Below are 23,742 nucleotides of genomic sequence, written 5' to 3'. Positions count from 1 at the left end.
GCCCGGATAGGCCGCCAGGGTGACGCCAACGCCCTGGCCCGGACGCAGCTGCCCGGCCTGCGCCTCGGGCACGGCGGCCGTGACCCAGACCCTCGAGAGGCCGTTGATCTCGGCCAGGGTCTGGCCCGCGCCCACGGTCATGCCGGCGCGCACGTCGAGCTTGGAAACGACCCCGCCGAGCGGCGCGGTGATGGTGATCGTGGTGCGCGGCCGCCCGTCTCGGTCGAGACCGGCGACCACGCCGTCGGGCATGCCCAAGAGGCGCAGGCGCTGGCGGGCGGCGGCGCTCAGGGCCGCGTCTCCGGTGCGCCGGACCGCCAGATATTCGGCCTGGGCGCCGCCCCATTCGGGAACCAACAGGTCGGCCAGCGGCGCGCCGGCGGCGATCACGTCGCCCGGCGCGCGGCCATAAACCCGCTGCACGAAACCGCCGCTGCGGGCCTGGACGACGGCGACGTCACGCTGGTTGAAGTCGACGATCCCGGTGGCGGTCAGGCCGCTGGAAAGCGCGCCTTCCTCCACGGTCGCCAGCCGGAAGCCGAGGTTCTGGGCGGCCGAGGGGTCGATCCGCACCCCCGCCGCCGGACCACTGGTTTCGGCCTCGCCGGCGTATTTGGGCGTCAGCGGCATGTCCATGAACGGCGACTTGCCCGGTTTGTCGAAGTGCTGGGCCGGGACCATCGGGTCGTACCAGTAGAGCACCTTGCGGCTGTCGGCCGAGGTCGCCGGCATCGGCGGCTTGGCGGTCAGGCGGGCCAGGCCATAGCCGCCGGCCCCGGCCAGCACGACCAGGGCGGCGCCGGCGCCGAGCAGGGCCTTCATCGAGGGGGAGGGGGTCATTGATCGTCGCTTCCGTAGGTGAGGGTCAGGCGGGCGGCGTCGATGGCGACGGCGGCCTCGCGATCTAGGGTGGTGAGCTGGGCCTCGGCCAGGCTCGAGAAGGCGATCAGCACGTCGGGCAAACCGGCCGCGCCGGAGCCATAGGCGGCGGTCTCCAGCTGGGCCCGCTGCTTGGCCAGCGGCAGCAGCGTGTCGCGGGCCCGCAGCCATTGCTCGTGATGCATGACGTGGTCGGCCAGATCGGCCTCGAGCTGGGCGCTCAGCGCTCGGCGGGCGTCCTCGCGCTGGGCGTCGGCGCGGCCGGCGCTGGCGGTGCGCGCGGCGATCATCGGATCCTGGCGGCTCTTGCCCCACAGCGGCAGGCTGATGCTGACCCCGGCCGAGACCATGTCGCCGAACATCGGGTCGCGGCGCTGGTAGGCCACTTCCCAGCTCCAGTCGGGCTGCTTGTCGGCCTTGGCCAGGGCGACGTCGGCCTGGGCTTGGCGGGCGGCGGCGTCCTTGGCCAGCACGGCGGGATGGCGGTCGATCGCGGCCCGAAGACTGGCGGGGGGGAGATCGAGGTCGGGCGCCGGACCGAGCGCCTCGGGGTCGGGATCTCCGGTCCAGCGGGTCAGGGCCGCACGGGCCCTTCCCAGGGCCGAGACCGCCTCGCTGCGGCGATCCGCCAGGGCCGCGCGCATCTGCGCGGCCTCCAGCGCCTGGGCGGGCCGCGAGCGTCCGGACGCGACGCCGGACGGGGCGGCGCTCCACAGGGGAGCCAGCTGGGCGACCACCCCGTCCAGGGCGGCGAGCTTGCGCTGGGCGTAGAGCAGTTCGATCCAGGCCAGCGCCGTGGCGACCCGGACCTGGCGGGCCTCGACCGCGCCCTCGGCCCCGGCCGCGACGATGTCGGCCTGCGCCCGGCCGATCCGCGCCTGGCGCTTGGCGGCGCTGGGCATGTCCTGGCTGAAGCCGACCTTGCCCATGGTCATCTCGTCGGTTCCGAACCGGCCGGCCGGCGGCCCCGAGACCGGGAAGTTGTCGAGGCCGACGGCGAGCTTGGGATCGGGCAGGGCGCCGGCCGCCTTGGCCGAGGCCTTGGCGGCCTCGACCTGCAGGGCCGCGGCGCGCAGCGCCGGCGCATTGGCCGCGGCCGCGTCGAGGCTCTGGGCGTAGGTCAGGGGCGCGGCGTGGGCGACGCTCGCCAAGCTCAGCCCGGCCAGAAGGGGGAGAATACGCATGGAGACGAAAATCCTGGAGGAAGCCGTGAGGGGCCAGCGCCCCGGCGAAGCGTTTGCAGCCGCTTCGCCGGGGCCGGACGGGACGGGCGAAGACAGGGGATCGGCCCCACCCGTCCCGGCCGAGCTAGCGAGCCAGGCAGGCCGGTTGGGCGGCCCGCAAATAGCCGCAGGCGCGTGGCGTGGCGGCCGAGACGGTCGTCGCGGAAGCTAGGCCGGAGACGAGCGCCAGCGCGGGAAGGCGGGGAGACATGAAGGTCATCCTTGAAGATCGAAAAGCCAGCCGGCGAAAGCGCGGGCGATCACGCGCGCCCGGCAGGACCGGGGCGTGAAACCAGCGATGGCGGGGATCGGCCCTCGGGCCGGTCCTAGGCGATCGTTCGGGGGGGCGGATCTTCGGGGATGAGGCGGTGGGTGCGGCCGCTGGTGTTGGACCAGCGGGTCTCGACGCGATAGCCGACGGCGATCGGGGTCTCCGAGCCCGGGCAGGGGGCCGCAACGGACAGGGCGCAACTGATCGCGCAGGCCTTGGCGCAATCCTTGGCCGACATGGTCTTGCCGTGATCGCAGCAGGGCTCGGCCTGGGCCACGTCGTCGCCGGCGGGGGCCATGGCGATCATGCTCATCGCGTCCATGCCGGCCATGTCGCAATCAGCCCGCGCGGCGTTGACCGCCAGCGGACTGAACGCGAGGGCCACGGCGGCCAGGAAAGCGAGCGCATGCCTTAGCATCGGGCGAGCTTAGCGCGGTCACACGGCCTCGTCATGTCCGGACAATCCCCGAATGCGATTTGCCGCGACGCGCGCGGACTGGCGACGGCTTGGAGGCGGGGCCTGAAAGCCGCCATCTGGTCCAATACGCAGCGGCCTGGACCATCCCTCGACCTTTGGCGCGGTCGCGGTGAATATTTTCAGAGGCGGAACGGGGGCGCCGTTCGCCGGTTGTGGGAGCATCGCAACCCGCTGGAAAACCTCGCCCCGGCGCGTGGTTGCGCCGGGCTCCAGGAGCGGAAAACAGTCATGGCCGAGCACCACGCGCCCAAAGACCATCAACACCACAGGCCCTACCTGCGCCTGGCCGCCATGACCGTGCTGTCGTTCCTGGCCATGTATGTCCTGATGTACGCCATGGTCGACAGGGCCGCGAACATCCATCCAAGCTTCAACCAGGCCTACATGGCCGGCCTGATGACCGCGCCGATGGTCATGCTCGAACTCGTGCTCATGGGCATGATGTATCCGCGTAAGGGCCTCAACCGCGGCTTGGTCGCGTCCAGCCTCGTCATCGGGGTCTTGTGCTTTGCGGCCATTCGCCAGCAGTGGCTGGTCGGCGACCGCGAGTTCCTGCGCTCGATGATCCCGCATCACGCTGGCGCGATCCTGATGTGCGGACGCGCGCCGGTGAAGGATCCTGAGATCCGCAGCCTTTGCGCCACGATCATCAAGGGCCAGCAGCAGGAGATCGACCAGATGAGCGCCATGCTCGCGCCCCTTCGCTGAGCATCGCCCGGTCGCCCCCGCGGCGATGGCGGGGGTCAACGCAACGGCCAGCGGGGGATGAAGGCGGGAACCCGCGCCCTGTAGTCGCGATAGGCGTCGCCGAACTGCGCCAGCGCCGCCTGCTCCTCGTGACGGGCCAGGCGGACGTACATCACCACCAGCACGGGGAACATCGCCAGCGTCAACAGCGTGGGCCACTGCAGCAGGAAGCCTAGCATCACCAGGATGAAGCCGGCGTACTGGGGATGGCGCACCCTGGCGTAGACCCCCGTGGTGGCCAGCTCCCGGTGGCGCTGACGGGCGTGCAGCGCCACCCAGCCGACCGAGATCAGCCAGAACCCGGTCCCGATCAGCACGAAGCTGGCGATATGGAACGGTCCGAAGTGGGGATTGACCCGCCAGCCGAACATCATCTCCAGCAGGTGGCCGGCGTCGTGGCTCCACCAGTCGACACTGGGAAAACGCGACTGCAGCCATCCCGAGAGCAGGAAGATGGTCAGGGGGAAGCCGTACATCTCGGCGAACAGGGCGACGATAAAGGCGCTGAACGCGCCGAAGCTGCGCCAGTCGCGGCCGGTCGCGGGCTTGAAGAAGCTGAACGCGAACAGGATGAAGACGGCGGCGTTGACCAAAGCCAGTCCCCAGAGGCCGTAGCCGTAACCGGGATGGGTCATCGCCGCTGCCTCTCGACCGGTTCGTTGGGATTGGCCGGCGCGTCCGCCGGGATGCGGCCGGGCGCGTCCTCTCGCCCGTGCTGATGGGCGCCATGGCCATGGTGCATGAACAGGTGCATCAGCGGACAGGCCAGTAGGAGCAGATAGGGCAAGACGCCGAGCACATGCGCGGCGTGCTCGGTGGTCAGGAAGAAGCCGGCGATCAGCAGGAACCCGACCAGGACGATCGTTCCGCGCCGACGCAGCTTTTGGTGTTGAACATCCATGGATCGCTCACTTCAGGCCTTGACGCCCTATCATAGGCCCGCGACCCGGGCGCCAAGTATAGGTAGAGGCCGCAGCGGCGGGTGGGGGCGGCGCCCGCGGGTCCCCGGAGGCAGGCGGCGATGTCTGCGGCCTTTGCGTATTGGCCCGCGGCGACCGAGCCTGAAAGGCTGCGCGGCGAGCATCATCACCAGAGGCAAGCCGCCCATGCACAGGAACAGGAAGAAGCAACGGCTCCACGGCAATTTCGGAACGGCCGCCCTTGAACGCGAAGCGCGCATCGACCTTGCCGAGCGGCCGGCCGGCGGCCTTGCCGTGGCCTTCCTCGGCGCGTCGGGCACGGTGACGGGCTCGCGCTACCTGCTGGACGACGGCCAGACCCGGATCGTGGTCGATTCCGGTCTGTTCCAGGGGGCCAAGGACCTGCGCCGCCTCAACTGGGCGCCGCTTGCGCCCGAGGTGGCCGACGTCGAGCAGGTGCTGCTCACCCACGCCCATCTCGACCATTCGGGCGCCCTGCCACGCATGGCCCGCCTGGGATGGGATGGGACCGTCCTCAGCACGCCGGCCACGGCGGCCCTTTGCCAACTGCTGCTCGCCGACAGCGGGCGCATCCAGGAGAAGGACGCGGAGTTCGCCAACCGCCACGGCTTCTCGCGCCACGATCCGGCGCTGCCGCTCTACACGGAGGCCGACGCGCGCCTGGCCCTGCGGCTGTTCGAGACCATCGGGTTTGGCGAATGGCGCTCGCTCGCCGACGGGATCAGGACGCGCTACCATCGCGCCGGCCACATCCTCGGCGCGGCGTCGATCGAGATCGACTGGAAGGGCCGGTCGGTTCTCTTCTCGGGCGATATCGGGCGCTATGACGACGCGGTGATCAAGGACCCCGAACCGCCGGCGCGGGCCGACTACGTCATCGTCGAATCCACCTATGGCGACCGCCGCCATGACCGCGTGGATCCGTCGCGGGCGCTGGGAGACCATATCGAACGGTGCATCCGACGCGGGGGAACCGTGGTGATCCCCGCCTTCGCGGTCGGTCGCGTCCAATCGCTGCTCTATCATCTGTCCCGTCTGCGCGCGGACGGCCGGCTGCGTGATGCGCCGATCTATCTGGACAGCCCGATGGCGATCGACGCCAGCGGGCTGATGTGTGATTTCATGGACGAACACAGGCTGAGCCGCGCGGCATGCGAAGCCGCGTGCGGCGTCGCGCACTATGTGCGCGAAGTCGAGGAATCCAAGGCGCTGACCGCGGACGCCACCCCCAAGGTGATCATCTCGGCCAGCGGCATGGCGACCGGTGGCCGCGTCGTGCACCATCTCAAGCGGTTCGCCCCGGATGAGCGCAACCTCATCCTGTTCTCCGGCTTCCAGGCGGCCGGCACGCGCGGCGCTGCGCTCGTCTCGGGGGCCCGGACGATCAAGATCCACGGCGAACACGTCCCCGTCCACGCCGAGGTGGCGAACCTGACCATGCTGTCGGCCCACGCCGACAGCGACGAGCTCATGCGGTGGCTGGGCGCCATGCAGGCGGCGCCGCGGCATGTCTATGTCACCCATGGCGAGCCGGCCGGCGCGCAGGTCCTGGCCAAGCGCATCGGCGAGGAACACGGCTGGCCTTGCACCGTCCCGACCCTCGGCAGCTGGGGGCGGCTGGCGTGAGCGTCCCAAGGCACGAGCAGGCCGACGCGAGGCCGGCGTCGGCCACGCTGCGCGCGCGTCGCATGGGGCTCACCGCGGCTGGCGGCGACATGATCGCGGTGATGCGGCACGACTGCCCGGTCTGCCGGTCCGAGGGCCTGGGGTCGCGCGCCCAGGTCGTCCTGCGCGCCGGCGGCCGCGAGGCGGTGGTGTCCTTGTTGCACAGCTCGGGCGACACGCCAGACCCCGGCGAGATCGGCCTTTCCGAGACCGCATGGGCCCGGCTCGGGGTCAAGGCGGGCGACCGCGTGGAGGTCGCCCACGCTCCGCCGTTGGCCTCGCTGCGGGCGGTGCGCCGCCGGATCTATGGAGAGCGCCTGAGCCAGGCGGCCTTTTCGGCGATCGTCGCGGATATCGCCGAGCATCGCTATAGCGACGTCCACCTCTCGGCGTTCGTCACCGCCTGTTCGGCGGCGCCGCTCGATCAGGCCGAGACGATCGGACTGACCAAGGCCATGGTCGAGGTCGGCGAGCAGTTGAGCTGGCCTGGGCCGATCGTCGTCGACAAGCACAGCGTCGGCGGCTTGCCGGGCAACCGCACCACGCCGATCATCGTCTCGATCATGGCGGCCGAAGGCCTGGTCATGCCCAAGACCTCCTCGCGCGCGATCACCTCACCGGCCGGCACCGCCGACACCATGGAGGTTCTGGCGCCCGTCGACCTCGACATCGCCGCGATCCGCCGGGTGGTGGCGCGCGAGGGGGGCTGCATCGCCTGGGGCGGGGCGGTTCGGTTGAGCCCGGCCGACGACGTGATCATTGGCGTCGAGCGGGCGCTCGACATCGACGCGGTCGGCCAGCTGGTGGCCTCGGTGCTGTCCAAGAAGATCGCCGCCGGCGCGACCCACCTGGTGATCGACGTTCCTGTGGGACCGACCGCCAAGGTGCGGAGCCTGGAGGCCGCGCGGGATCTCGAGGCGGCGCTCACCTCGGTGGCCGCCGCCTTCGGCCTGCGCACGCGGGTGATGTATGGCCCTGGGGCTGAGCCGATCGGACGCGGCATCGGGCCGGCGCTGGAGGCGCTGGACATACTGGCCGTGCTTCAAGGCGAGCCCGGCGTCGAGGATCTCGCCCATAGGGCCTGTGAACTGGCCGGGGGATTGTTCGAGCTGGCGGGCGTGGCGGCCCCTGGCGCTGGCCTCGCGCGCGCGCGGCAAAGCCTCGAGAGCGGCCGCGCCTGGGCCAAGTTCAAGCGCATCTGCCAGGCCCAAGGCGGCATGCGCTCGCCGCCGGTCGCCCGCTTCCAGCGAGACCTGACCGCGCCCTCCAGCGGCCGGATCGCCAGCATCGACAACCGCAAACTCGCGACCGTCGCCAAGCTCGCGGGCGCGCCGATGGCCAAGGCGGCCGGGGTGGCGGTCCACGCCCGGCTCGGCCAGTCGATCGTCGCGGGGTCGCCCTTGTGCACCCTTCACGCCGAGAGCCCCGGAGAACTGGACTATGCGGCCGCCTTCGCCTTGAGCGACGGGGCGATCTTCGCGATCGCGGCGCCATGACGCCGCCGATCGTCTTCGCCTTGGACGGCGGCGAGCGCCTGGCCCAAGCCCTTGGCCCAGCGCTCGGCGCGGAGGCAGGGGTCCTGCTGCAGCGCCAGTTTCCAGATGGCGAGACCTACCTTCGGATCGACAGCGACGTCACCGAGCGCGATGTCATCCTGGTCTGCGGCCTCGAGCGTCCGGACGCGAAATTGCCGCCGCTGCTCTTCGCGGCGGACACGCTGCGCGAGCTTGGCGCGCGCGGGGTGGGCCTGATCGCGCCCTATCTGGCCTACATGCGCCAGGACACCCGTTTCCATCCGGGCGAGGCGGTCACGTCGCGTATTTTCGCGGCGGTGCTCTCGCGCCACCTCGACTGGCTGGTGACCGTCGATCCCCACCTGCACCGCCATCACGCCCTGGCGGAGATCTACCGAATCCCCAGCCAGCTCGTTCACGCCGCGCCGCTCATGGCGTCGTGGATCAGGCGGAACGTCGCCCGACCGGTGATCGTCGGGCCCGATCTGGAGAGCGAGCAGTGGGTGGCGCAGGTGGCGGCCGGCGCCGACGCGCCGTTCCTGGTCTGCCAAAAGCAGCGGTCCGGGGATCGTGAGGTCGACATCTCGATCCCCAACGCCGGCGCCTTCCTGGGCCGCCAAGCCGTGCTCGTCGACGACATCGCCTCGTCGGGCCGCACGCTCGCCGTCGCGGCCCGCCAGCTCAAGGCCCTGGGTTTTGCGCCGCCGGACTGCGTCGTGGTGCATGCGCTGTTCGCCGGCGACGCCGCCCAGGTCCTGGGCGAACACGTCGCGCGCATCGTCAGCACCAACACGGTCGCCCATGCGTCGAACGCCATCGACATGACGCCGGCGATCGCCCAGGCCGTGCGCGCCCTGCTGTGAACGGCGTTCGCCAATCCTCGGCCAGCCGCCGGGAGGCGAACGGCGAAGCCTCTTGACCCTGGACCCCGGTCCAACCCGCACAAGGCGTCCGCGAAGCGGCGCCGCATTCGCCGCTGCAGCCTGGCGCCCGCTCAGTTCGCCTGAGGAGGCCCATGGGGGACAAGCGTGTCGTTCATATCGTCGACGACGAGGAGACGATCCAGCGGTCGGTCGGCTTCATGCTCCGCGCCACGGGCTTCAGCGTCGAGACCTATCCGTCGGGGACGGCGTTTGTGGCCGTCGCGACGCAGGCCAAGATCGGCTGCGTCATCCTGGACATGCAGATGCCGGGCCTGGGCGGGCTTGAGGTTCAGGTCGCCCTGGCCGATATCGGCGTCGACATGCCGGTCGTCGTGCTGACCGGCAATGGCGATGTCGCCCTGGCGGTCCGGGCGATGCGGGCCGGGGCCGTCGACTTCCTGGCCAAGCCTGTTGAAAAGGCCATGCTGCTCGAAGCGCTCCATCGCGGCTTCGCGCGCATCGACCGGGCCGATGGCCGGGCGGCCGAGGAAGCCGAGGCGCAGGGCCGCGTCGAGGCTCTGTCGCCGCGCGAGCGGGATGTCCTCGAAGGTCTCGCCCAGGGGCGCGCGAACAAGGCCATCGCCTATGATCTCGGGATCTCCTCGCGCACGGTCGAGGTCTGTCGCGCGAGCCTGGCACGCAAGCTCGGCGTCCAGACCTTGGCCCAGACCCTGCGGATCGCCTTCGCGGCGGGGATGGGACGGCCGCCGCGAGCCTAGACGCTCGCCGCGGCGGCCGCCCCGGCGATCGCTAGTCCGCGATCAGATGAAACCGCTCGACCAGCTTGGCGATCTCGGTGCCTTCCAGCGTCTTCAGCAGCAGCTTGCGCAGGATGGCGGGGCCGGGGATCTCGATGCCCTCGCCATCCCGCAGCGGCGCGACGGCGGCGAGCAGAGTGCGAATGTCATAGGTCGAGTTGAACACTTCGGGCACGCCGCGCTCGACATCGAGCAGCGTGTAGACCGCCTCCATCGGCGTGCGGACCGAATACTCCGTGGTGAAGATGCAGTCGCGCTGCTTGGACTCGGCGAACTGGCCGATGAAGGCGAAATTGACGGCCCCCGCCGGGACCACGTCCGGCCGGTCTCCGGCCTGGCGGGGCATGAAGAAGGCGGTGATATAGGGCATCATCACCGGCACGGTCCTGGCGCCGCTCGCCGCGAGATCGGCGATATCCTCGACCGGGACGCCGAGGTGATAGAGCCATTCCTGGGTGATCTCCTCGCCAGTGCAGGCCTGCATCGGCTTTTTCACATAGTCGCCGGGCCGATCGACGAACAGGGCGTAGAACCAGGCCACGAGCTGGTCCTTCGGCTGCTTCTTGAAATGGGGCTGGCGGCTGACCGTCCAACTCAGCAGCCAGCTCGAATCCTTGGCCGTGACGATGCCGGCGGTGACCACCTTGCCGCTGAACGGATCGCGCTTGGCGATCTTGCGGATGTACTGCGGAATACGCGCGTCGAGCGTGGTGATGGTCGCCGACGCCCATTTGGTCTGCGCAATATGGGCCCCGAACACGTCGGGACGTCCGAAGGCCGGGTCCTTGGCCGCGATGCGCCGCCACAGGTCCCAGGCGGGCGCCGGGCCTTGATTCAGCTTGGCCGGGGTCTGATGGTCGCCGCTGTCGGAATTTTCGGTCAGCGACCCGATGGTGATGAACACCAGATCGTCGGGGCCAAGATCGACGCCGCCCTCGGCGCCCTTCTCGATCCAGCCGATCCGCGTCGCCTGCTTGCGTTCGGCGTCGATCGCGAAATCGATGTCGGTGACCTGAACGCCGTAGCGGAACCGGACGCCCTGATCCTGCAGCCACTTGACCAGCGGCAGGACCATCGACTCGTATTGATTGTACCGGTTGAACTTGAGCGACGAGAAGTCGGCGAGCTGGCCGATGTGGTGGATGAAGCGGTGGAGATAGAGTTTCATCTCCAGGGCCGAATGCCACTCCTCGAACGCGAACATCGTACGCCAGAACAGCCAGAAATTGCTCTTCAGGAAATCGGGGCCGAACACCTCGTTGATCCGCTTGTTCTCCATCTCTTCGCGGGTCGCCAGGAAGACGGAGAGGAGCTCTCGTTGGGCCTTGTCGTTCAGCGTCAGCAGCGCCTTGTCGGGCACATCCTGCCCGCGGCTCTGCGTGACCCGCTGCAGCGAGACGTTCGGATCGTCCTTGTTGAGCCGGTAGAATTCGTCGAGGACGCTGGCGTCTTCGATCTCGAGCGAGGGGATCGAGCGGTAGAGATCCCAGAGGCACTCGAAATGCGCCTCCATCTCGCGCCCGCCGCGGATGACGAACCCCTTTTCCGCCACGTCCAGGCCATCAAGGGCGCCGCCGGGAAGCTCCAACTCCTCGAGAAGCGTGATGCGCTCGCCCGCGACGCCGCCGTCCCTGATGAGGAAGGCCGCGCCCGCCAGGCCGGCGAGGCCCGCGCCGACGAACCAGGCCGTCGCCCTGTCGGCCCGCTCCGGCTTGCGGGGACGGACGAACGCTTCATAATTTCCGCGGCTGTAATGCATTGGCGGGCTCCTAGGGGCGGCGAGCGGTTTGGGCGGCGGCTTCGGGACGAGCGCGCATGCTCATATCTTCTGCCGATTGAGCCGCAGCGCGTTGGTGACCACGCTGACCGAGGACAGCGCCATCGCCGCGGCCGCGATGATCGGCGAGAGCAGGATGCCAAACAGCGGATAGAGCACGCCGGCCGCCACGGGCACGCCCGCGACGTTGTAGATGAAGGCGAAGACCAGGTTCTGGCGGATGTTGGACATGGTCGCCTGGCTCAGCCGCCGCGCCTTGACGATGCCGTTGAGGTCGCCCTTGAGGAGGGTGACGCCCGCGCTCTCGATCGCCACATCGGTCCCCGAGCCCATGGCGATGCCGACATCGGCCGCGGCGAGGGCCGGCGCGTCGTTGACGCCGTCTCCGGCCATGGCGACCACGCGCCCCTCGCGCTTGAGACGCGCGACGACGGCGCTCTTCTGGTCGGGCAGGACCTCGGCTTCCACTTCCTCGATGCCCAGACGCCGCGCGACCGCCTCGGCCGTGGTGCGGTTGTCGCCCGTCAGCATCACCACCCGGATGCCTTCGGCCTTGAGGGCGGCCAAGGCTTCGGGCGTGGTCGCCTTGACGGGGTCGGCGATGGCGAAGGCGCCGCCGACCCGGCCGTCGACGCCGATGAAGATCGCCGTGGCCCCGTCGCGGCGAAGGGCGTCGGCCTGCTCCGCCAGGGCCTCGGTCGCGACGCCCTCGTCGGCCAGGAACCGGGCGTTGCCGAGCACGATGCGGCGGCCCTCGACGGTTCCCAGCGCGCCGCGCCCGGTCGGGGAATCGAAATCGCTGACCTCGGCGACCGCGACGCCGCGCGCCTTGGCCGCTTCGACGATGGCCAGCGCCAGCGGATGTTCGGACGCCCGTTCGACGGACGCGGCCAGCCGCAGCAGTTCGACCTCGTCAAACCCCGCCGCGGGCACGACCTGCGTGACCGCCGGGCGGCCCTCCGTCAGCGTGCCGGTCTTGTCGACGACCAGCGTGTCGACCTTCTCCATATGCTCGAGCGCTTCGGCGTTCTTGATCAGGACGCCGACGCCCGCGCCCCGGCCGACGCCGACCATGATCGACATCGGCGTGGCGAGCCCCAGCGCGCAGGGACAGGCGATGATCAGGACGGCGACGGCGGCCACGAGTCCGTAGGCGAAGCGCGGCTCGGGCCCCCAGACGCTCCAGGCGATGAAGGCCAGGACCGCCACGCCGATGACGACCGGGACGAACCAGCCGGAGACCTGGTCGGCCATGCGCTGGATCGGCGCGCGCGAACGCTGGGCCTCGGCGACCATCTGGACGATGCGGGCGAGCATGGTGTCGCGACCGACCTTGTCGGCGACGATGACCAGCGCGCCGGTCTGGTTGAGCGTGCCGCCGATCACCTTGTCGTCCTTGGCCTTCGTGACCGGCATGGACTCGCCGGTGACCATCGACTCGTCCAGCGAGGAACGGCCGTCCTCGACCACCCCGTCGACCGGGACCTTTTCGCCGGGCCGCACGCGCAGACGATCGCCGACCGTCACCAGATCGAGGCTGACCTCCGCCTCCGACCCGTCCGCCGCGATGCGGCGCGCGGTCTTGGGCGCCAGATTGAGCAGCGCCTTGATCGCGCCCGATGTGCGCTCGCGCGCCCGCAGTTCGAGCACCTGGCCCAGCAGCACCAGCACGGTGATCACCGCCGCGGCCTCGAAATAGACCGCCACCACGCCGTCGGTGTTCTGGAACGCGGGTGGGAAGACCTGGGGCGCGAGCGTGGCGACGACGCTATAGATCCAGGCCACGCCCGTCCCCATGGCGATCAGCGTGAACATGTTGAGGTTGCGGGTCTTCAGCGAGGCCCAGCCACGCTCGAAGAACGGCCAACCGGCCCATAGGACCACCGGGGTAGCCAGGGCGAACTGGACCCATATCGAAACCGGCATCGGGATGATGTGATGCAACGCGGGGAATAGATGGCCGCCCATCTCGAGGATCAGCACCGGGATGCTGAGAGCCAGACCGACCCAGAAGCGGCGGGTCATGTCGATCAGCTCATGGCTGGGACCGGCGTCGGCGGTCACCGTCGCCGGTTCGAGCGCCATGCCGCAGATGGGACAGGCTCCGGGATGGTCCTGGCGGATCTCCGGATGCATGGGGCAGGTCCAGATGACGCCTTCGGGCGCGGCCGACGCGGCCGACGCGGCCGGCGCGCCGAGATAGCGGTCGGGATCGGCGATGAATTTGGCCCGGCAGCCCGCGCTGCAGAAGTGGTGCGGCTTGCCGGCGTGCTCGGCATGGTGCGCGGTCTTGGCCGGGTCCACGCTCATGCCGCAGACCGGGTCCTTCACCTGGTCGGCCGCCGGGGCGCCATGCGCCGTGGGCTTGGTCTCGTTCATCCGCGCGTTCCTTTCGCCAGCAGCCCTTGTAGGGTCTGAGATCGTGCCGGGGTCAATACGTACTCTCCTCAGACCCGCGGCTGGAGAGGGCAACAGGCCGCGAGGCGTTCGACAAGCCGCGCGGGCGCCAAGCAACGGCGCGGCCGCACTTTGCGCTGAAATTCTGAGGGGACCGGCCGGCCCGCGCGTAAACGCGATAGGACCCCGCGGATACAAGCGAGACCGTGACCCATGGATGCACTATCGGACCCGCGCGCGTGGGGGCTGAAGGCTGGCGCGCGGCGTTGTCGGGCGGCCTGCCGGTCCGGCCCCGCGGGGTGTCGCCAAGCTCGCGCTCGCGCCGCATCGCCGCGCCTGCGCGCCGCGGATCTGGCCTGAGCCGGCGGCATGCGCGACCAGGATCAAGGCCCCGAGGCGGGCGTGGCCGCCGTCGAGCAGCTTGCGCGGCTGTTTCTGCGCCAGGCCGGCGGCTATGTCCTGACGCTGCTTGCCGCCTCGGGACGGGTCCTGAGCTACAATATCGGCGGCGAACGGATCGAATGCTGGTCAGCCGATCACGTCGTCGGCCAGCAGCACGATGTCTTCTATCCGCCCGATGAGATCCACGCCGGGCGTCCCCGGGCGGATCTCGCCGCGGCCTTGCGCGACGGCGTGCTGGAGCGCGAGGCCTGGCGGGTCTGCGAAAACGGCGCTGAATACCTCGCCCGCCTGACCGTCACGCCGCTGTTCGACGCGGGCGCGCATCGCGGCTTCGCCTGCATCGCCCGCGACATCACCGACGAGGCCGCGGTGCGCGCCTCCATCGAAACGCGCGAGCAGCATTTGCAATCGATCCTGGCGACGGTGCCGGACGCGATGATCATCATCGACGAGGCCGGCGCCATCACCTCGTTCAGCGCGGCGGCCGAGCGCCTGTTCGGCTATCGCGAGGCCGAGCTGATCGGGAGCAATGTCGCGTGCCTGATGCCGGAGCCGGACCGTGGCCGGCACGATGAATACATCGCCCACTACCTGCAGACCCGCGAGCGCCGGATCATTGGCGTCGGCCGCGTCGTGGTAGGCCTACGCCGCGACGGGTCGACTTTCCCGATGGAGCTCTCGGTCGGCGAGGCCGGCGAGGACGGCCAGCGGCTGTTCACCGGCTTCATCCGCGATCTCACCGCCAAGGAGCGGGACGAACTGAAGCTGAAGGAGCTTCAGGCCGAACTGGTCCATGTCTCCCGCCTGAGCGCCATGGGCACCATGGCCTCGACCCTGGCGCATGAACTCAACCAGCCCCTCGCGGCGGTCTCGCTCTATCTGGAGACCATCCGCGACATGCTGGAGGCCGAACCCGGCGAGCCCTTCGCCACTTTGCGCTCGGTGATGGACGAGGCCGCGCAGGAGACCCTGCGCGCCGGCCATATCGTGCGCCGGCTGCGCGACTTCGTGGCGCGCGGCGAGGTCGAGAAAAGCCTGCACGACCTGGCGCATGTGGTCGGCGACGCTAGCCAGCTGGCGCTCGTCGGCGCGCGCGAGCGGGGGGTGCGCAGCTTCTTCGACTTCGATCCGGCGGCCACGCCCGTCCTCGTCGATCGGGTGCAGATCCAACAGGTCCTGGTCAACCTGATGCGCAACGCCATCGAGGCGATGGCGGACTCGCCGATCCGCGACCTCAGGATCGCGACGAGCCTGCGTGACGACGGCCTAATCGAGGTCACCGTCGAGGATAGCGGGCCGGGCATCGCCGAGGACATCGGCGAGCAGCTCTTCACGGCGTTCGTCTCGACCAAGGCCGACGGCATGGGTCTGGGGCTCTCGATCTGCCGGACCATCATCGAAGCGCACGGCGGGCGAATCTGGTTGGAGCGGCCCGCGCTGGGCGGGGCCCGGTTTCATTTCACCTTGATCCACGCGGCGGGGGAGGAGGACTATGACGGATAAGCGGGTCATTCACCTCGTTGACGACGAAGAGGCCATCCGGCGCGCGGCCGGGTTTGCGTTGAAGGCGGTCGGCCTTGGCGTTGAGACCTACGCCTCGGGTGTCGAATTTCTGGCCCGGGCCCGGCCCACGACCCAGGGGTGCGTCATTCTCGACGTGCGCATGCCGGCGATGGACGGCCTTGAGGTGCAGACAGTCATGGCCGAGCGCGGCATCCACATGCCGGTGATCGTGCTGACGGGTCATGGCGACGTGTCGGTCGCCGTGCAGGCCATGAAGGCCGGCGCCGTCGACTTCCTGGAAAAGCCCTTCGAAAAGGCCGCGCTGTTGCGCGCGGTCGAGCGGGCGTTCGCGCGCATCGCCGACGCCGACATCCGCGCGATCGAGGCCGCCGACGCGCATGTGCGCATCGCCGCCCTCACGCCTCGGGAACGCGAAGTGCTGGAGGGTTTGGCCCAGGGCTATCCCAACAAGACCATCGCCTATGACCTTGGATGCTCGTCGCGCACCGTGGAGGTGCACCGCGCTAGCCTGATGGTCAAGCTGGACGTGCGCAACCTGTCCGAGGCGCTTAGGATCGCCTTCGCCGCCGGGATGGGCCGCAAACCCAAGTGACTGCGAGGTTTACGTAGCGACCTGGAGACGGCCGACGTGCGAGGTTTGGCGGGCTTCAACCGGGTGTTTTGATCGCGCGATGTTATCGGTCAGTCCCTCGCCGCGCGATCGCCGCTATACGGTTCTGGTCTCCGACGATGATCCGGGCGTGCGACGCGGCCTGCTGCTCTTGCTTCGAGCCCGCGGCTACGCGGTGAGCGGCTACACCACCGGCAGCGCCCTCTTGGCCGACCCGCGCGCCAGGGAAGCCGATTGCGTGATCCTCGACTACCGGATGCCCGACATCGACGGCCTGACGCTCCTGGATCATCTCCGGCGCCAGGGCTGGCGCGGCGGCGCCATCCTGATCTCCGGCTTCTACGACGAGGATCTCGAGCAACGCGCGCGCGCGGCCGGCTTCGATCAGGTGATCCCCAAGCCGGTGATCGGCCGGGCGGTGCTCGAAGCCTTGCGTCGGCAGTCGGGGATGTCGCGCGACGCGCATTGACCCGACGCCAGCCCATGGCCCTGACCGTTGGAGGTCAGTAGCGGGCGAAAACCCGCGCGCCGGCCGGCCCGAAGGCCACGACATCGTAGTGTTGCCGCGCCCCGCTCGGCGCCGCCATGCCCTCCGAGCCGATCGGCATGCCGCCGACGGCGAGCCCCTTCACGCCAGCCGGCCGGGCGGCCAGGAGACGCTTCACCTCGGCGACCGGCACATGACCTTCGATAACGAAACCGTCGATGATCGCGGTGTGGCAGGAGGAAAGCGCCGGCGGCAGGCCGGATTGGCGCTGCAGGCGCACGCGGGCGACCTGATCCCTGACGATGACCTTTCTGTCCAGTTTCGCACGGACGGCCTGGGCCCAGGCCTCGCAGCAACCACATCCAGGGTCGCGATAGAGCAGGATGTCGCCAGCCGCCAGCGCGGCGCTGGGCAAGGCGAGCAACAGCAGAACGGCGGCGAGGCGGATTTTCATGGGCGGACTCCTTGGCGTGAAGCTGGGCGCGTGGCGGACGCGGCTCTCGGACGTGGCGGCGCTGTCACGCCCTTTCCCCGGCTGGATGGACCGGTGTCGCCGTCCGGCGCCATATCGCCGGCAGAAGCGCGAGCAGACCGAGCGACAGCCAGCCGATCGCTTCGACGACGGCCGCTTGCCGATGGGGTGACACGACGGCGAGCGACATGGGCGCCAGCGCCTGGCCGAGGCTCGCGGCTGTATGCTGCAGCCCAAGCATGACTCCAGAGGGCCGCATGGGGCCGCTGATCCAGAAGCTCGTGACCAGCCGAAGACTGGCTGAGCTCCAGCCGGCGACGGCGATGAGACCGGCCATTTCGACCACGGTCGTTCCAAACCGAAAGAGAAACAGCGACAGGGCTAGAAGCGCGAGCGTGAGGCAGGCCAGGCGTCGAGGCGCGGTCACCAGCCAGGTGACGCGGGTGTGGAAAAGCTGAGCCGCCAACATCGCCAGCCCGCAGAGACTGAGCATCCCGGCGATCGCCTCGCGGCTCAGCGCGCCCTCGGAGCGGGTCACGAGCAGGCTGACATGCATGGCGGCGAGTCCGCCGCCGCCGACGATGGTGACAAGCAGGAGGACAAGCGTGACGACGCGCGGCGGGGCTTGCAGGCGACGTCCCTCGGGACGGGCGGCACAGCGGGCCGGCAAGCGCACAATGCCGGTCGTCAGCGCCAGCGCCAGCACGGCGATGACGAGCGCGAGCACCAACAGCGGCGTGCGGGGAAAGAGCGACGCGGACGCTTCGGCGAGCAGGGGGCCGAACAGGTCGCCAAGAAACATGAAGGCCGTCAGCCAGGTGAAACGCCTCGCCTGCTCGTCCCGGCCACCGGGTGCGAAGTTCGTTGACAGCAGCGCCAGCGGGATGATGGCGGCCGCGGACAGCCCAGCCAGCAAGCGAAGTCCATACAGCATGGGGAGCGGGACCGCCCCGACCGGCGCGGTCGCCAGCGCGAGGACGACCAGGGCCGTGCGCAGAATGATCCGGTAGTCGATGCGGTCGGCGAGCCATCCCCAGAGCGGCGCGAAGACGAGCGCCGCCAGCGGGTGGGCCGCCGTCAAACTCGCGACATGGACATCGTGGATGCGCAGCGCCAAGTCGGCCTGGCCTCCGTCGACGAGGGTCGGGAGAAAGGCGAGGACGGCGGTCTGGCCCGCAGACGCCGCCGCGACCGCGAGAAGCAACAGGATCGACGCAGCCGTCTGGCTCCGGCCAGGGCTATCGTCCGCCGCAGAACACGTCAGGCCGTCTTCCGGTCGCCAAGGCGCCGCGCAGCGCCTCACCACCATGATCGCAAGCCGACAACCACCCGATGCTCGGCCGGGCGCTGGCGATCGGCACGTCGGAAGTCGGCGGTGTCGTCCAGCGCCCGCTCCCAGACGAAGCCGACATAGGGCGCGAATTTCCGCGAGACCTCGTAGCGCAGCCGAGCGCTCAGCTCGACGTTGCTGAAGCCGCCGCCGAGCTCACGGTCGGTCGAGCGCTTGGAATAGAGGTTGGTTTCGACCTGCGGGGTCAGGATGAGGCGATTGGTGAAGCGGACCTCGTAGGCGCCCTTGGCGCGGGCGCCGAGGCGGCCGTCGTCGCCGACGTAGCCGGTCAGCTGGACATCGAACCAGTAGGGCGCCAGGCCCTCGACGCCGGCGGCGAGCCAAGTGGTCGCCCCCTTGCCGAGATCCTGACGAACGCCCAGCAACGTGCCCCAGAACGGGCTCTTGCTGCGCCACCACAGCGCCTCGACGCTGCTCTCCGGATCGAGGCGATCCTTGGAGTTCTTGAGGCCCTGGCTGCGCAGCCAGAGCTTGCTGTCGTCCTGGCCCTGGGTGACGAGGACGGTCCAGCCGACGCCCTGCCCCTCGTTGCCGCTGGCGAACTCCAGTTCGTCAACGAGAACCTTGGGGATCGACAGCTTGTCGGCCATCTCGTAGCCCGGCAGCGTCGAATTGCGATAGCCGTCCGCATAGTCGTCGGAGTTGCGGGCGTCCGGCGGAGCCTTGCCGCCCTGCATCCGTCCCATGTCCATGGTCATGCCGCCGGCGGGCGTCCCCGCGCCGGACATATCCATGCCGGACATATCCATGCCCGCGTGATCCGCAGGCGCCGCGGGGGAGGCCGTTGGGGCCGGGCTCGGCGGCGGTGGCGCGGCGTGCTGATGGGGGGCGTCCTGGGCGATTGCGGGCGCGGCCACGGCCGAAACGCTCAGAGCCAAGGCGAGCAGAGACGCTCGCGAGAGGGCCAGACGGGTCATGCGACGACCACCTCCCGGAACATGCCGGCCGCCATGTGGTAGAGCAGATGACAGTGGAAGGCCCATCGCCCCATGGCGTCGGCGGTGACGCGAAAGCTGATCCGCTGGGCGGGCTGGACCACCACGGTATGCTTGCGGACCTGGAACGCGCCGTCCGGGCCTTCGACATCGCTCCACATGCCGTGGAGGTGCATCGGGTGGGCCATCATCGTGTCGTTGACGAGAACGATGCGCAGCCGCGCGTTCGGCTTGAAGTGGAGCGGACGGGAATCGTTCAGCTTGATCCCGTCCAGCGTCCAGATGAAGCGCTCCATGTTGCCGGTGAGGTGCAACTCGATCTCACGCTCCGGCTCGCGAGGATCCGGATCGCCGCCGGGCGTGCGAAGGTCGGCCAGGGTCAGCACCCGCCAGGACCGCTCGCGCAGGCCCGCGCCGGGATCGTCGAGATTGGTGCGCGGATAGTCGACGCGCATGTCGGTGTTGGCGCCGTACTCGGTGCGCGCGTGACGCGCCTTCGGGGTCGTGTCCGCCATGCCGTGGCCGGCGTGTTCGCCGCCCATGGCGGCCATGGCGCCCATCATGTCGACCGGATCGAGCCAGGTCCGCGCATCGAGCGCCGGCGTCGGCGCCGTCATGCCGGGCGCTGGGGCGATGACGCCGCGGGCGAAACCCGTCCGGTCGATCGATTGGGCGAAGATCGTTCGGGCGCCCTCGGGCATGACGAACTCGACATCGTAGGTTTCGCCCGGTCCGATCCGGAACTCCTCGACCGTCACCGGCTCCACCGGCTGGCCATCGGTCGAGACGACGGTCAGCGGGACCCCAGGAAGGCGCACGTCGAAGAAGGTCGCCGTCCCCGCCCCCACGAACCGGAGGCGAACTCGCTCGCCGGGGGCGGCGATCGCCGTCCAATTCCCGGCCGGCGGCGTTCCGTTCATCAGGTAGGTGTAGGTGGCGGCGGAAACGTCGCTGTAGTCGGTCGGGTTCATCCGCGACCGGTTCCACATCCGCCGCCGCGCGAGGGCCTCGCCGAACCCCAGCTTGCCCACATCCTTGAGGAAGTCTCCGGCGGTCGGCTGCGCGAAATTGTAGTAGCTGCTCAGCTTCTTGAGGTTCGTGAAGATCTGCAGCGGCGGTTCGTCCGACCAGTCGCTCAGCAGGATGGCGTAGTCCCGATCGGGCGCAGGTCCGGTCGGCGCGCGCGGCTCGACGATGATCGCGCCATAAAGCCCGGTTTGCTCGGCCAAGGTGTGCGCGTGATACCAGTAGGTGCCCGCCTGACGCAGCTCGAAGCGATAGGTGAAGGTCTCGCCGGGCGCGATCCCGGGAAAGCTGATGCCTGGTACGCCGTCCATCTCGGCGGGCAGGATGACCCCGTGCCAGTGGATGCTGGACATCTCCTTGAGGCGGTTGCGGACGCGCAGGGTGACGGTGTCGCCCTCGCGCAATCGCAGCACGGGGGCGGGCACGGCGCCGTTCACCGCCGTGGCGATCCGACGCTTGCCGGTGAAGTTGACCGGCAGTTCGGCGATCTCGAGATCGAATTCGGTCCCGCGCAATTCGGCGGTCGCGGCGGCGGCGGGGCCCGCCAGCAGCGCCGGCGAAACTCCGGCCACCGCCCCGCTGACCGCCAGGCCCTGGACGAAGCGGCGCCGTGTGGCCGGCAAGGTAGGACTGTCGAACATGGTTTGCTCGCGGTTCGTCGCGGGGGGGATTAGGCGAGGTCGAGGACGATGCGGCCCTCGATGTCGCCGTGGTGCATGCGCGCGAAGACGTCGTTGATCTTCTCGAGCGGTTCGGTGTGGACAGTCGCGTGAACCTTGCCCTCGCCGGCGAAGGCCAGCGCCTCCATCAGGTCGAGCCGGGTGCCGACGATCGAGCCGCGGACGGTGACGCCGTTGAGCACGGTGTCGAAGATCGACAGCGGAAAATCGCCGGGCGGCAGGCCATTGAGGGCCACCGTGCCGCCGCGCCGGACCATGCCGAGCGCCTGCTGGAAGGCCTTGGGCGAGACGGCGGTGACGAGGACGCCCTGCGCGCCGCCGATCGCCGCCTTGATCGCGGCGGCGGGATCCTGCTCTCGGGCGTTGACGGTCACGGCCGCGCCAAGGCGTGTCGCCAGATCGAGCTTGCGGTCGTCGATGTCGACCGCCGCCACGTTGAGCCCCATCGCCTTGGCGTACTGCACGGCCATGTGACCCAGGCCGCCGATGCCGGAGACCACGACCCACTCGCCCGGCTTGGCCTCGGTCGCCTTCAGTCCCTTGTAGACGGTAACGCCCGCGCACAGGATCGGCGCGATGTCGATAAAGCCGACATTGTCCGGCAGGTGGCCGACATAGTTGGGGTCGGCGAGGACGTATTCGGCGAAGCTGCCGTTGACCGAATAGCCGGTGTTCTGCTGGCTCTCGCACAGGGTCTCCCAGCCCCCCAGGCAATGCACGCAGTGGCCGCAGGCGGTGTAGAGCCAAGGCACGCCGACCCGGTCGCCCTCTTTGACGTGGGTGACGCCCGACCCGACCGCGGCGACGTGGCCGACGCCCTCATGGCCAGGAATGAAGGGCGGGTTCGGCTTCACCGGCCAGTCGCCCTCGGCCGCGTGCAGGTCGGTGTGACAGACGCCGGTGGCGGCGATCTTCACCAGGATTTGTCCGGGACCGACCGTGGGGATCGGCGCTTCCTCGATGACCAGCGGCGCCCCGAATTTGCGCACGACGGCCGCCTTCATGGTCTTGGCCATGGCTGTTGCTCCTTTGCGAGGGATCAAAACAGACCGAGGCCATGCTCGTCGTAGGAGACGAGCAGGTTCTTGGTCTGCTGGTAGTGATCGAGCATCGCCTTGTGGGTCTCGCGCCCGAACCCCGAGGCCTTGTAGCCGCCGAAGGCGGCGTGGGCCGGATACTGGTGGTAGCAGTTGGTCCAGACCCGTCCGGCCTCGATCGCGCGGCCTAGACGGTAGGCGGTGTTGCCGCTGCGGCTCCAAACGCCTGCGCCGAGGCCATAGGGCGTGTCGTTGGCGATCGCGATCGCCTCGTCGAGGGTCTTGAAGGTCGTCACCGACAGCACCGGGCCGAAGATCTCCTCCTGGAAGATCCGCATGCTGTTGTCGCCGACGAAGACGGTCGGCTGCACGAAATAGCCCCCGTCGAGTTCGCCTCCGGGCAGCGCCCGCGCGCCGCCGATCAGGCATTGCGCGCCCTCGTTCTTGCCGATCTCGATATAGCCGAGGATCTTGCGCAGCTGGTCTTCGGACGCCTGGGCGCCCAGCTGGGTCGCGGGGTCGAGCGGGTCGCCCTGACGGATCGCCGCCACGCGGGCCACGGCCCGCTCCATGAACCGGTCGAAGATCGATTCATGGATCAGGGCGCGCGAGGGACAGGTGCAGACCTCGCCCTTGTTGAAGGCGAAGAGCGTGAACCCTTCCAGCGCCTTGTCGAAGAAGGCGTCCTCCTCATCAAGGACGTCGGCCATGAAGATGTTGGGCGACTTGCCCCCGAGCTCCATCGTCTGCGGGATCAGGTGATCGGCCGCGGCGTGCATGATCGCCTTGCCCGTGACCGTCTCGCCGGTGAACGAGACCTTGGCGATCCGCGGGTTGGCGGCGATCGCCTGGCCGACGGTTCGGCCGGGCCCGGTCACGACGTTGAGCACGCCCGGCGGCAGGATGTCGGCGGTGAGTTCGGCGAGCATCATCAGCGTCAGGGGCGTCTGGGACGCTGGCTTGATGACCGTGCAGTTGCCGGCGGCCAGCGCGGGCGCGATCTTCCAGGCCGCCATCAGCAGGGGGAAGTTCCAGGGAATGATCTGGCCGACCACGCCAAGCGGCTCGCGGAAATGGTAGGCGATGGTGTCGGCGTCGATCGTCGAGATCGCGCCTTCCTCGGCCCGGATGCATCCAGCGAAATAGCGGAAGTGATCGACCGCGAGCGGCACGTCGGCGCCGCGCGTCTCGCGGATCGGCTTGCCGTTGTCGAGCGTCTCGGCGAGCGCCAGCAGGTCGAGGTTCTGCTCCAGGCGATCGGCGACCCGGCTCAGCAGCCGGGACCGCTCGGCCGGCGACAACCGCGCCCAGCCGGCCTTGGCGCGATGGGCGGCGTCGAGCGCCAGTTCCACGTCGGCCGGACCCGACAGGGCGAACTCGGCGATCCGGTCGCCATTGATCGGGCTGTGGTCGGCGAAGTACTCGCCCGTGGTCGGGGCCGACCAGGCGCCGCCGATGAAGTTGTCGTAGCGCGCCTTGAACAAGGGCGCGGCGCGCATCGTCTCGATGGCCTTGTGGAACATCGCTTGGCTCCCTGCTGGTGACGACGAGCCTAGTGGCGGGCGCGGCCGAGGATATCCGTAGATGTCACATCGCCTGGCGGCGCCCGGACGTGAAAGAACCTGCCGGGCGTGCTCGCCCGGCA

At 69.6% G+C, this 23,742-nt stretch carries 22 protein-coding genes; 8 read left to right on the top strand and 14 right to left on the bottom strand.

What is annotated here, in order from left to right; translation table 11 throughout:
• The 4 genes from ABDW31_RS24600 to ABDW31_RS24585 all read right to left on the bottom strand — a co-directional run.
• Positions 1 to 840 (bottom strand): efflux RND transporter periplasmic adaptor subunit (locus ABDW31_RS24600; protein ID WP_343699772.1); only part of this gene is annotated, 840 nt, incomplete at its 3' end.
• Entirely contained in the window at positions 837 to 2,063 is a 1,227-nt protein-coding gene (locus tag ABDW31_RS24595) for a TolC family protein (RefSeq protein ID WP_066681845.1), read from the bottom strand. The genes ABDW31_RS24600 and ABDW31_RS24595, both read right to left, overlap by 4 nt.
• A 124-nt stretch (positions 2,064 to 2,187) precedes the next feature.
• Positions 2,188 to 2,313, bottom strand: a complete 126-nt coding sequence (locus ABDW31_RS24590) for a hypothetical protein (RefSeq protein ID WP_255357039.1) — start codon at positions 2,311 to 2,313, stop codon at positions 2,188 to 2,190.
• A gap of 115 nt (positions 2,314 to 2,428) precedes the next feature.
• Positions 2,429 to 2,791 carry a hypothetical protein gene (locus ABDW31_RS24585; RefSeq protein ID WP_062099714.1) on the bottom strand — a complete coding sequence of 121 codons (363 nt, stop codon included), beginning with the start codon at positions 2,789 to 2,791 and terminating at the stop codon, positions 2,429 to 2,431.
• A 288-nt stretch (positions 2,792 to 3,079) separates the two neighbouring features.
• Here ABDW31_RS24585 and ABDW31_RS24580 point away from each other — a divergent pair, with 288 nt between their 5' ends.
• On the top strand, positions 3,080 to 3,559 hold the full coding sequence (locus ABDW31_RS24580; protein WP_062099713.1) for a DUF305 domain-containing protein: 480 nt from the start codon (positions 3,080 to 3,082) through the stop codon (positions 3,557 to 3,559).
• Between the two features lie 35 nt (positions 3,560 to 3,594).
• On the opposite strand, the gene ABDW31_RS24575 is transcribed toward ABDW31_RS24580, so the two are convergent.
• Both ABDW31_RS24575 and ABDW31_RS24570 read right to left on the bottom strand, forming a co-directional pair.
• Entirely contained in the window at positions 3,595 to 4,233 is a 639-nt protein-coding gene (locus ABDW31_RS24575) for an isoprenylcysteine carboxylmethyltransferase family protein (protein ID WP_062099712.1), read from the bottom strand.
• Positions 4,230 to 4,499, bottom strand: coding sequence for a DUF2933 domain-containing protein (locus ABDW31_RS24570; RefSeq protein WP_062099711.1), 270 nt, complete (start codon positions 4,497 to 4,499; stop codon positions 4,230 to 4,232). The genes ABDW31_RS24575 and ABDW31_RS24570 overlap by 4 nt, the downstream gene beginning before the upstream one ends.
• 205 nt (positions 4,500 to 4,704) lie before the next feature.
• On the opposite strand from ABDW31_RS24570, the gene ABDW31_RS24565 reads away from it, so the two are divergent.
• The 4 genes from ABDW31_RS24565 to ABDW31_RS24550 all read left to right on the top strand — a co-directional run bounded on the left by ABDW31_RS24565 (position 4,705) and on the right by ABDW31_RS24550 (position 9,360).
• Positions 4,705 to 6,165: an MBL fold metallo-hydrolase gene (locus ABDW31_RS24565; RefSeq protein WP_062099710.1), complete on the top strand. Its 1,461-nt coding sequence runs from the start codon at positions 4,705 to 4,707 to the stop codon at positions 6,163 to 6,165.
• On the top strand, positions 6,162 to 7,700 hold the full coding sequence (locus tag ABDW31_RS24560; protein ID WP_062099727.1) for a thymidine phosphorylase family protein: 1,539 nt from the start codon (positions 6,162 to 6,164) through the stop codon (positions 7,698 to 7,700). The genes ABDW31_RS24565 and ABDW31_RS24560 overlap by 4 nt, the downstream gene beginning before the upstream one ends.
• On the top strand, positions 7,697 to 8,581 hold the full coding sequence (locus ABDW31_RS24555; RefSeq protein WP_062099709.1) for a ribose-phosphate pyrophosphokinase: 885 nt from the start codon (positions 7,697 to 7,699) through the stop codon (positions 8,579 to 8,581). Before ABDW31_RS24560 ends, ABDW31_RS24555 begins: the two co-directional genes overlap by 4 nt.
• A 152-nt stretch (positions 8,582 to 8,733) precedes the next feature.
• Entirely contained in the window at positions 8,734 to 9,360 is a 627-nt protein-coding gene (locus ABDW31_RS24550; RefSeq protein WP_062099708.1) for a response regulator, read from the top strand.
• Between the two features lie 31 nt (positions 9,361 to 9,391).
• On the opposite strand, the gene ABDW31_RS24545 is transcribed toward ABDW31_RS24550, so the two are convergent.
• Both ABDW31_RS24545 and ABDW31_RS24540 read right to left on the bottom strand, forming a co-directional pair.
• Positions 9,392 to 11,158: an oleate hydratase gene (locus tag ABDW31_RS24545; protein ID WP_062099707.1), complete on the bottom strand. Its 1,767-nt coding sequence runs from the start codon at positions 11,156 to 11,158 to the stop codon at positions 9,392 to 9,394.
• 60 nt (positions 11,159 to 11,218) lie between these two features.
• Positions 11,219 to 13,555: a heavy metal translocating P-type ATPase gene (locus tag ABDW31_RS24540; RefSeq protein WP_062099706.1), complete on the bottom strand. Its 2,337-nt coding sequence runs from the start codon at positions 13,553 to 13,555 to the stop codon at positions 11,219 to 11,221.
• 420 nt (positions 13,556 to 13,975) lie between these two features.
• On the opposite strand from ABDW31_RS24540, the gene ABDW31_RS24535 reads away from it, so the two are divergent.
• The 3 genes from ABDW31_RS24535 (at position 13,976) to ABDW31_RS24525 (ending at position 16,578) form a co-directional block, all read left to right on the top strand.
• A complete protein-coding gene (locus ABDW31_RS24535; protein ID WP_343699771.1) occupies positions 13,976 to 15,478 on the top strand; it encodes a PAS domain S-box protein in 1,503 nt (500 codons plus the stop codon).
• Positions 15,468 to 16,091: a response regulator gene (locus ABDW31_RS24530; RefSeq protein WP_184717252.1), complete on the top strand. Its 624-nt coding sequence runs from the start codon at positions 15,468 to 15,470 to the stop codon at positions 16,089 to 16,091. The genes ABDW31_RS24535 and ABDW31_RS24530 overlap by 11 nt, the downstream gene beginning before the upstream one ends.
• 79 nt (positions 16,092 to 16,170) lie before the next feature.
• Positions 16,171 to 16,578, top strand: coding sequence for a response regulator (locus ABDW31_RS24525; RefSeq protein WP_137803446.1), 408 nt, complete (start codon positions 16,171 to 16,173; stop codon positions 16,576 to 16,578).
• Positions 16,579 to 16,612: 34 nt separating this feature from the next.
• Here ABDW31_RS24525 and ABDW31_RS24520 read toward each other — a convergent pair whose 3' ends face one another.
• The 6 genes from ABDW31_RS24520 to ABDW31_RS24495 form a co-directional block, all read right to left on the bottom strand.
• Positions 16,613 to 17,050 (bottom strand): DUF411 domain-containing protein, encoded by a 438-nt coding sequence (locus ABDW31_RS24520; protein WP_062099702.1) that lies wholly within the window; start codon positions 17,048 to 17,050, stop codon positions 16,613 to 16,615.
• 64 nt (positions 17,051 to 17,114) lie between these two features.
• On the bottom strand, positions 17,115 to 18,377 hold the full coding sequence (locus tag ABDW31_RS24515; RefSeq protein ID WP_062099701.1) for an MFS transporter: 1,263 nt from the start codon (positions 18,375 to 18,377) through the stop codon (positions 17,115 to 17,117).
• Positions 18,368 to 19,153, bottom strand: coding sequence for a copper resistance protein B (locus ABDW31_RS24510; RefSeq protein WP_156449520.1), 786 nt, complete (start codon positions 19,151 to 19,153; stop codon positions 18,368 to 18,370). Before ABDW31_RS24510 ends, ABDW31_RS24515 begins: the two co-directional genes overlap by 10 nt.
• A 179-nt stretch (positions 19,154 to 19,332) precedes the next feature.
• Positions 19,333 to 21,021 (bottom strand): copper resistance system multicopper oxidase, encoded by a 1,689-nt coding sequence (locus ABDW31_RS24505; protein WP_184717254.1) that lies wholly within the window; start codon positions 21,019 to 21,021, stop codon positions 19,333 to 19,335.
• Between the two features lie 29 nt (positions 21,022 to 21,050).
• Positions 21,051 to 22,076: an alcohol dehydrogenase AdhP gene (adhP, locus tag ABDW31_RS24500; protein ID WP_099504365.1), complete on the bottom strand. Its 1,026-nt coding sequence runs from the start codon at positions 22,074 to 22,076 to the stop codon at positions 21,051 to 21,053.
• Positions 22,077 to 22,099: 23 nt separating this feature from the next.
• On the bottom strand, positions 22,100 to 23,620 hold the full coding sequence (locus ABDW31_RS24495) for an aldehyde dehydrogenase family protein (protein WP_062100021.1): 1,521 nt from the start codon (positions 23,618 to 23,620) through the stop codon (positions 22,100 to 22,102).
• Positions 23,621 to 23,742: the final 122 nt, after the last annotated feature.

The organism is Caulobacter sp., assembly GCF_039596335.1.
Taxonomy (GTDB): Bacteria; Pseudomonadota; Alphaproteobacteria; order Caulobacterales; family Caulobacteraceae; genus Caulobacter.
The sequence above is the reverse complement of the archived record's forward strand: the minus strand, read 5'-3'. Positions and strand labels throughout refer to the sequence as shown.

What these genes read in the sequence shown, in the direction of transcription:
- ABDW31_RS24595 (WP_066681845.1), bottom strand. Translation starts at nt 2,063, where the DNA reads ATGCGTATTCTCCCCCTTCTGGCCGGGCTGAGCTTGGCGAGCGTCGCC.
- ABDW31_RS24590 (WP_255357039.1), bottom strand. Translation starts at nt 2,313, where the DNA reads ATGTCTCCCCGCCTTCCCGCGCTGGCGCTCGTCTCCGGCCTAGCTTCC.
- ABDW31_RS24585 (WP_062099714.1), bottom strand. Translation starts at nt 2,791, where the DNA reads ATGCTAAGGCATGCGCTCGCTTTCCTGGCCGCCGTGGCCCTCGCGTTC.
- ABDW31_RS24580 (WP_062099713.1), top strand. Translation starts at nt 3,080, where the DNA reads ATGGCCGAGCACCACGCGCCCAAAGACCATCAACACCACAGGCCCTAC.
- ABDW31_RS24575 (WP_062099712.1), bottom strand. Translation starts at nt 4,233, where the DNA reads ATGACCCATCCCGGTTACGGCTACGGCCTCTGGGGACTGGCTTTGGTC.
- ABDW31_RS24570 (WP_062099711.1), bottom strand. Translation starts at nt 4,499, where the DNA reads ATGGATGTTCAACACCAAAAGCTGCGTCGGCGCGGAACGATCGTCCTG.
- ABDW31_RS24565 (WP_062099710.1), top strand. Translation starts at nt 4,705, where the DNA reads ATGCACAGGAACAGGAAGAAGCAACGGCTCCACGGCAATTTCGGAACG.
- ABDW31_RS24555 (WP_062099709.1), top strand. Translation starts at nt 7,697, where the DNA reads ATGACGCCGCCGATCGTCTTCGCCTTGGACGGCGGCGAGCGCCTGGCC.
- ABDW31_RS24550 (WP_062099708.1), top strand. Translation starts at nt 8,734, where the DNA reads ATGGGGGACAAGCGTGTCGTTCATATCGTCGACGACGAGGAGACGATC.
- ABDW31_RS24545 (WP_062099707.1), bottom strand. Translation starts at nt 11,158, where the DNA reads ATGCATTACAGCCGCGGAAATTATGAAGCGTTCGTCCGTCCCCGCAAG.
- ABDW31_RS24540 (WP_062099706.1), bottom strand. Translation starts at nt 13,555, where the DNA reads ATGAACGAGACCAAGCCCACGGCGCATGGCGCCCCGGCGGCCGACCAG.
- ABDW31_RS24530 (WP_184717252.1), top strand. Translation starts at nt 15,468, where the DNA reads ATGACGGATAAGCGGGTCATTCACCTCGTTGACGACGAAGAGGCCATC.
- ABDW31_RS24525 (WP_137803446.1), top strand. Translation starts at nt 16,171, where the DNA reads ATGTTATCGGTCAGTCCCTCGCCGCGCGATCGCCGCTATACGGTTCTG.
- ABDW31_RS24520 (WP_062099702.1), bottom strand. Translation starts at nt 17,050, where the DNA reads ATGAAAATCCGCCTCGCCGCCGTTCTGCTGTTGCTCGCCTTGCCCAGC.
- ABDW31_RS24515 (WP_062099701.1), bottom strand. Translation starts at nt 18,377, where the DNA reads ATGGTGGTGAGGCGCTGCGCGGCGCCTTGGCGACCGGAAGACGGCCTG.
- ABDW31_RS24510 (WP_156449520.1), bottom strand. Translation starts at nt 19,153, where the DNA reads ATGGATATGTCCGGCGCGGGGACGCCCGCCGGCGGCATGACCATGGAC.
- ABDW31_RS24505 (WP_184717254.1), bottom strand. Translation starts at nt 21,021, where the DNA reads ATGTTCGACAGTCCTACCTTGCCGGCCACACGGCGCCGCTTCGTCCAG.
- adhP (WP_099504365.1), bottom strand. Translation starts at nt 22,076, where the DNA reads ATGGCCAAGACCATGAAGGCGGCCGTCGTGCGCAAATTCGGGGCGCCG.
- ABDW31_RS24495 (WP_062100021.1), bottom strand. Translation starts at nt 23,620, where the DNA reads ATGTTCCACAAGGCCATCGAGACGATGCGCGCCGCGCCCTTGTTCAAG.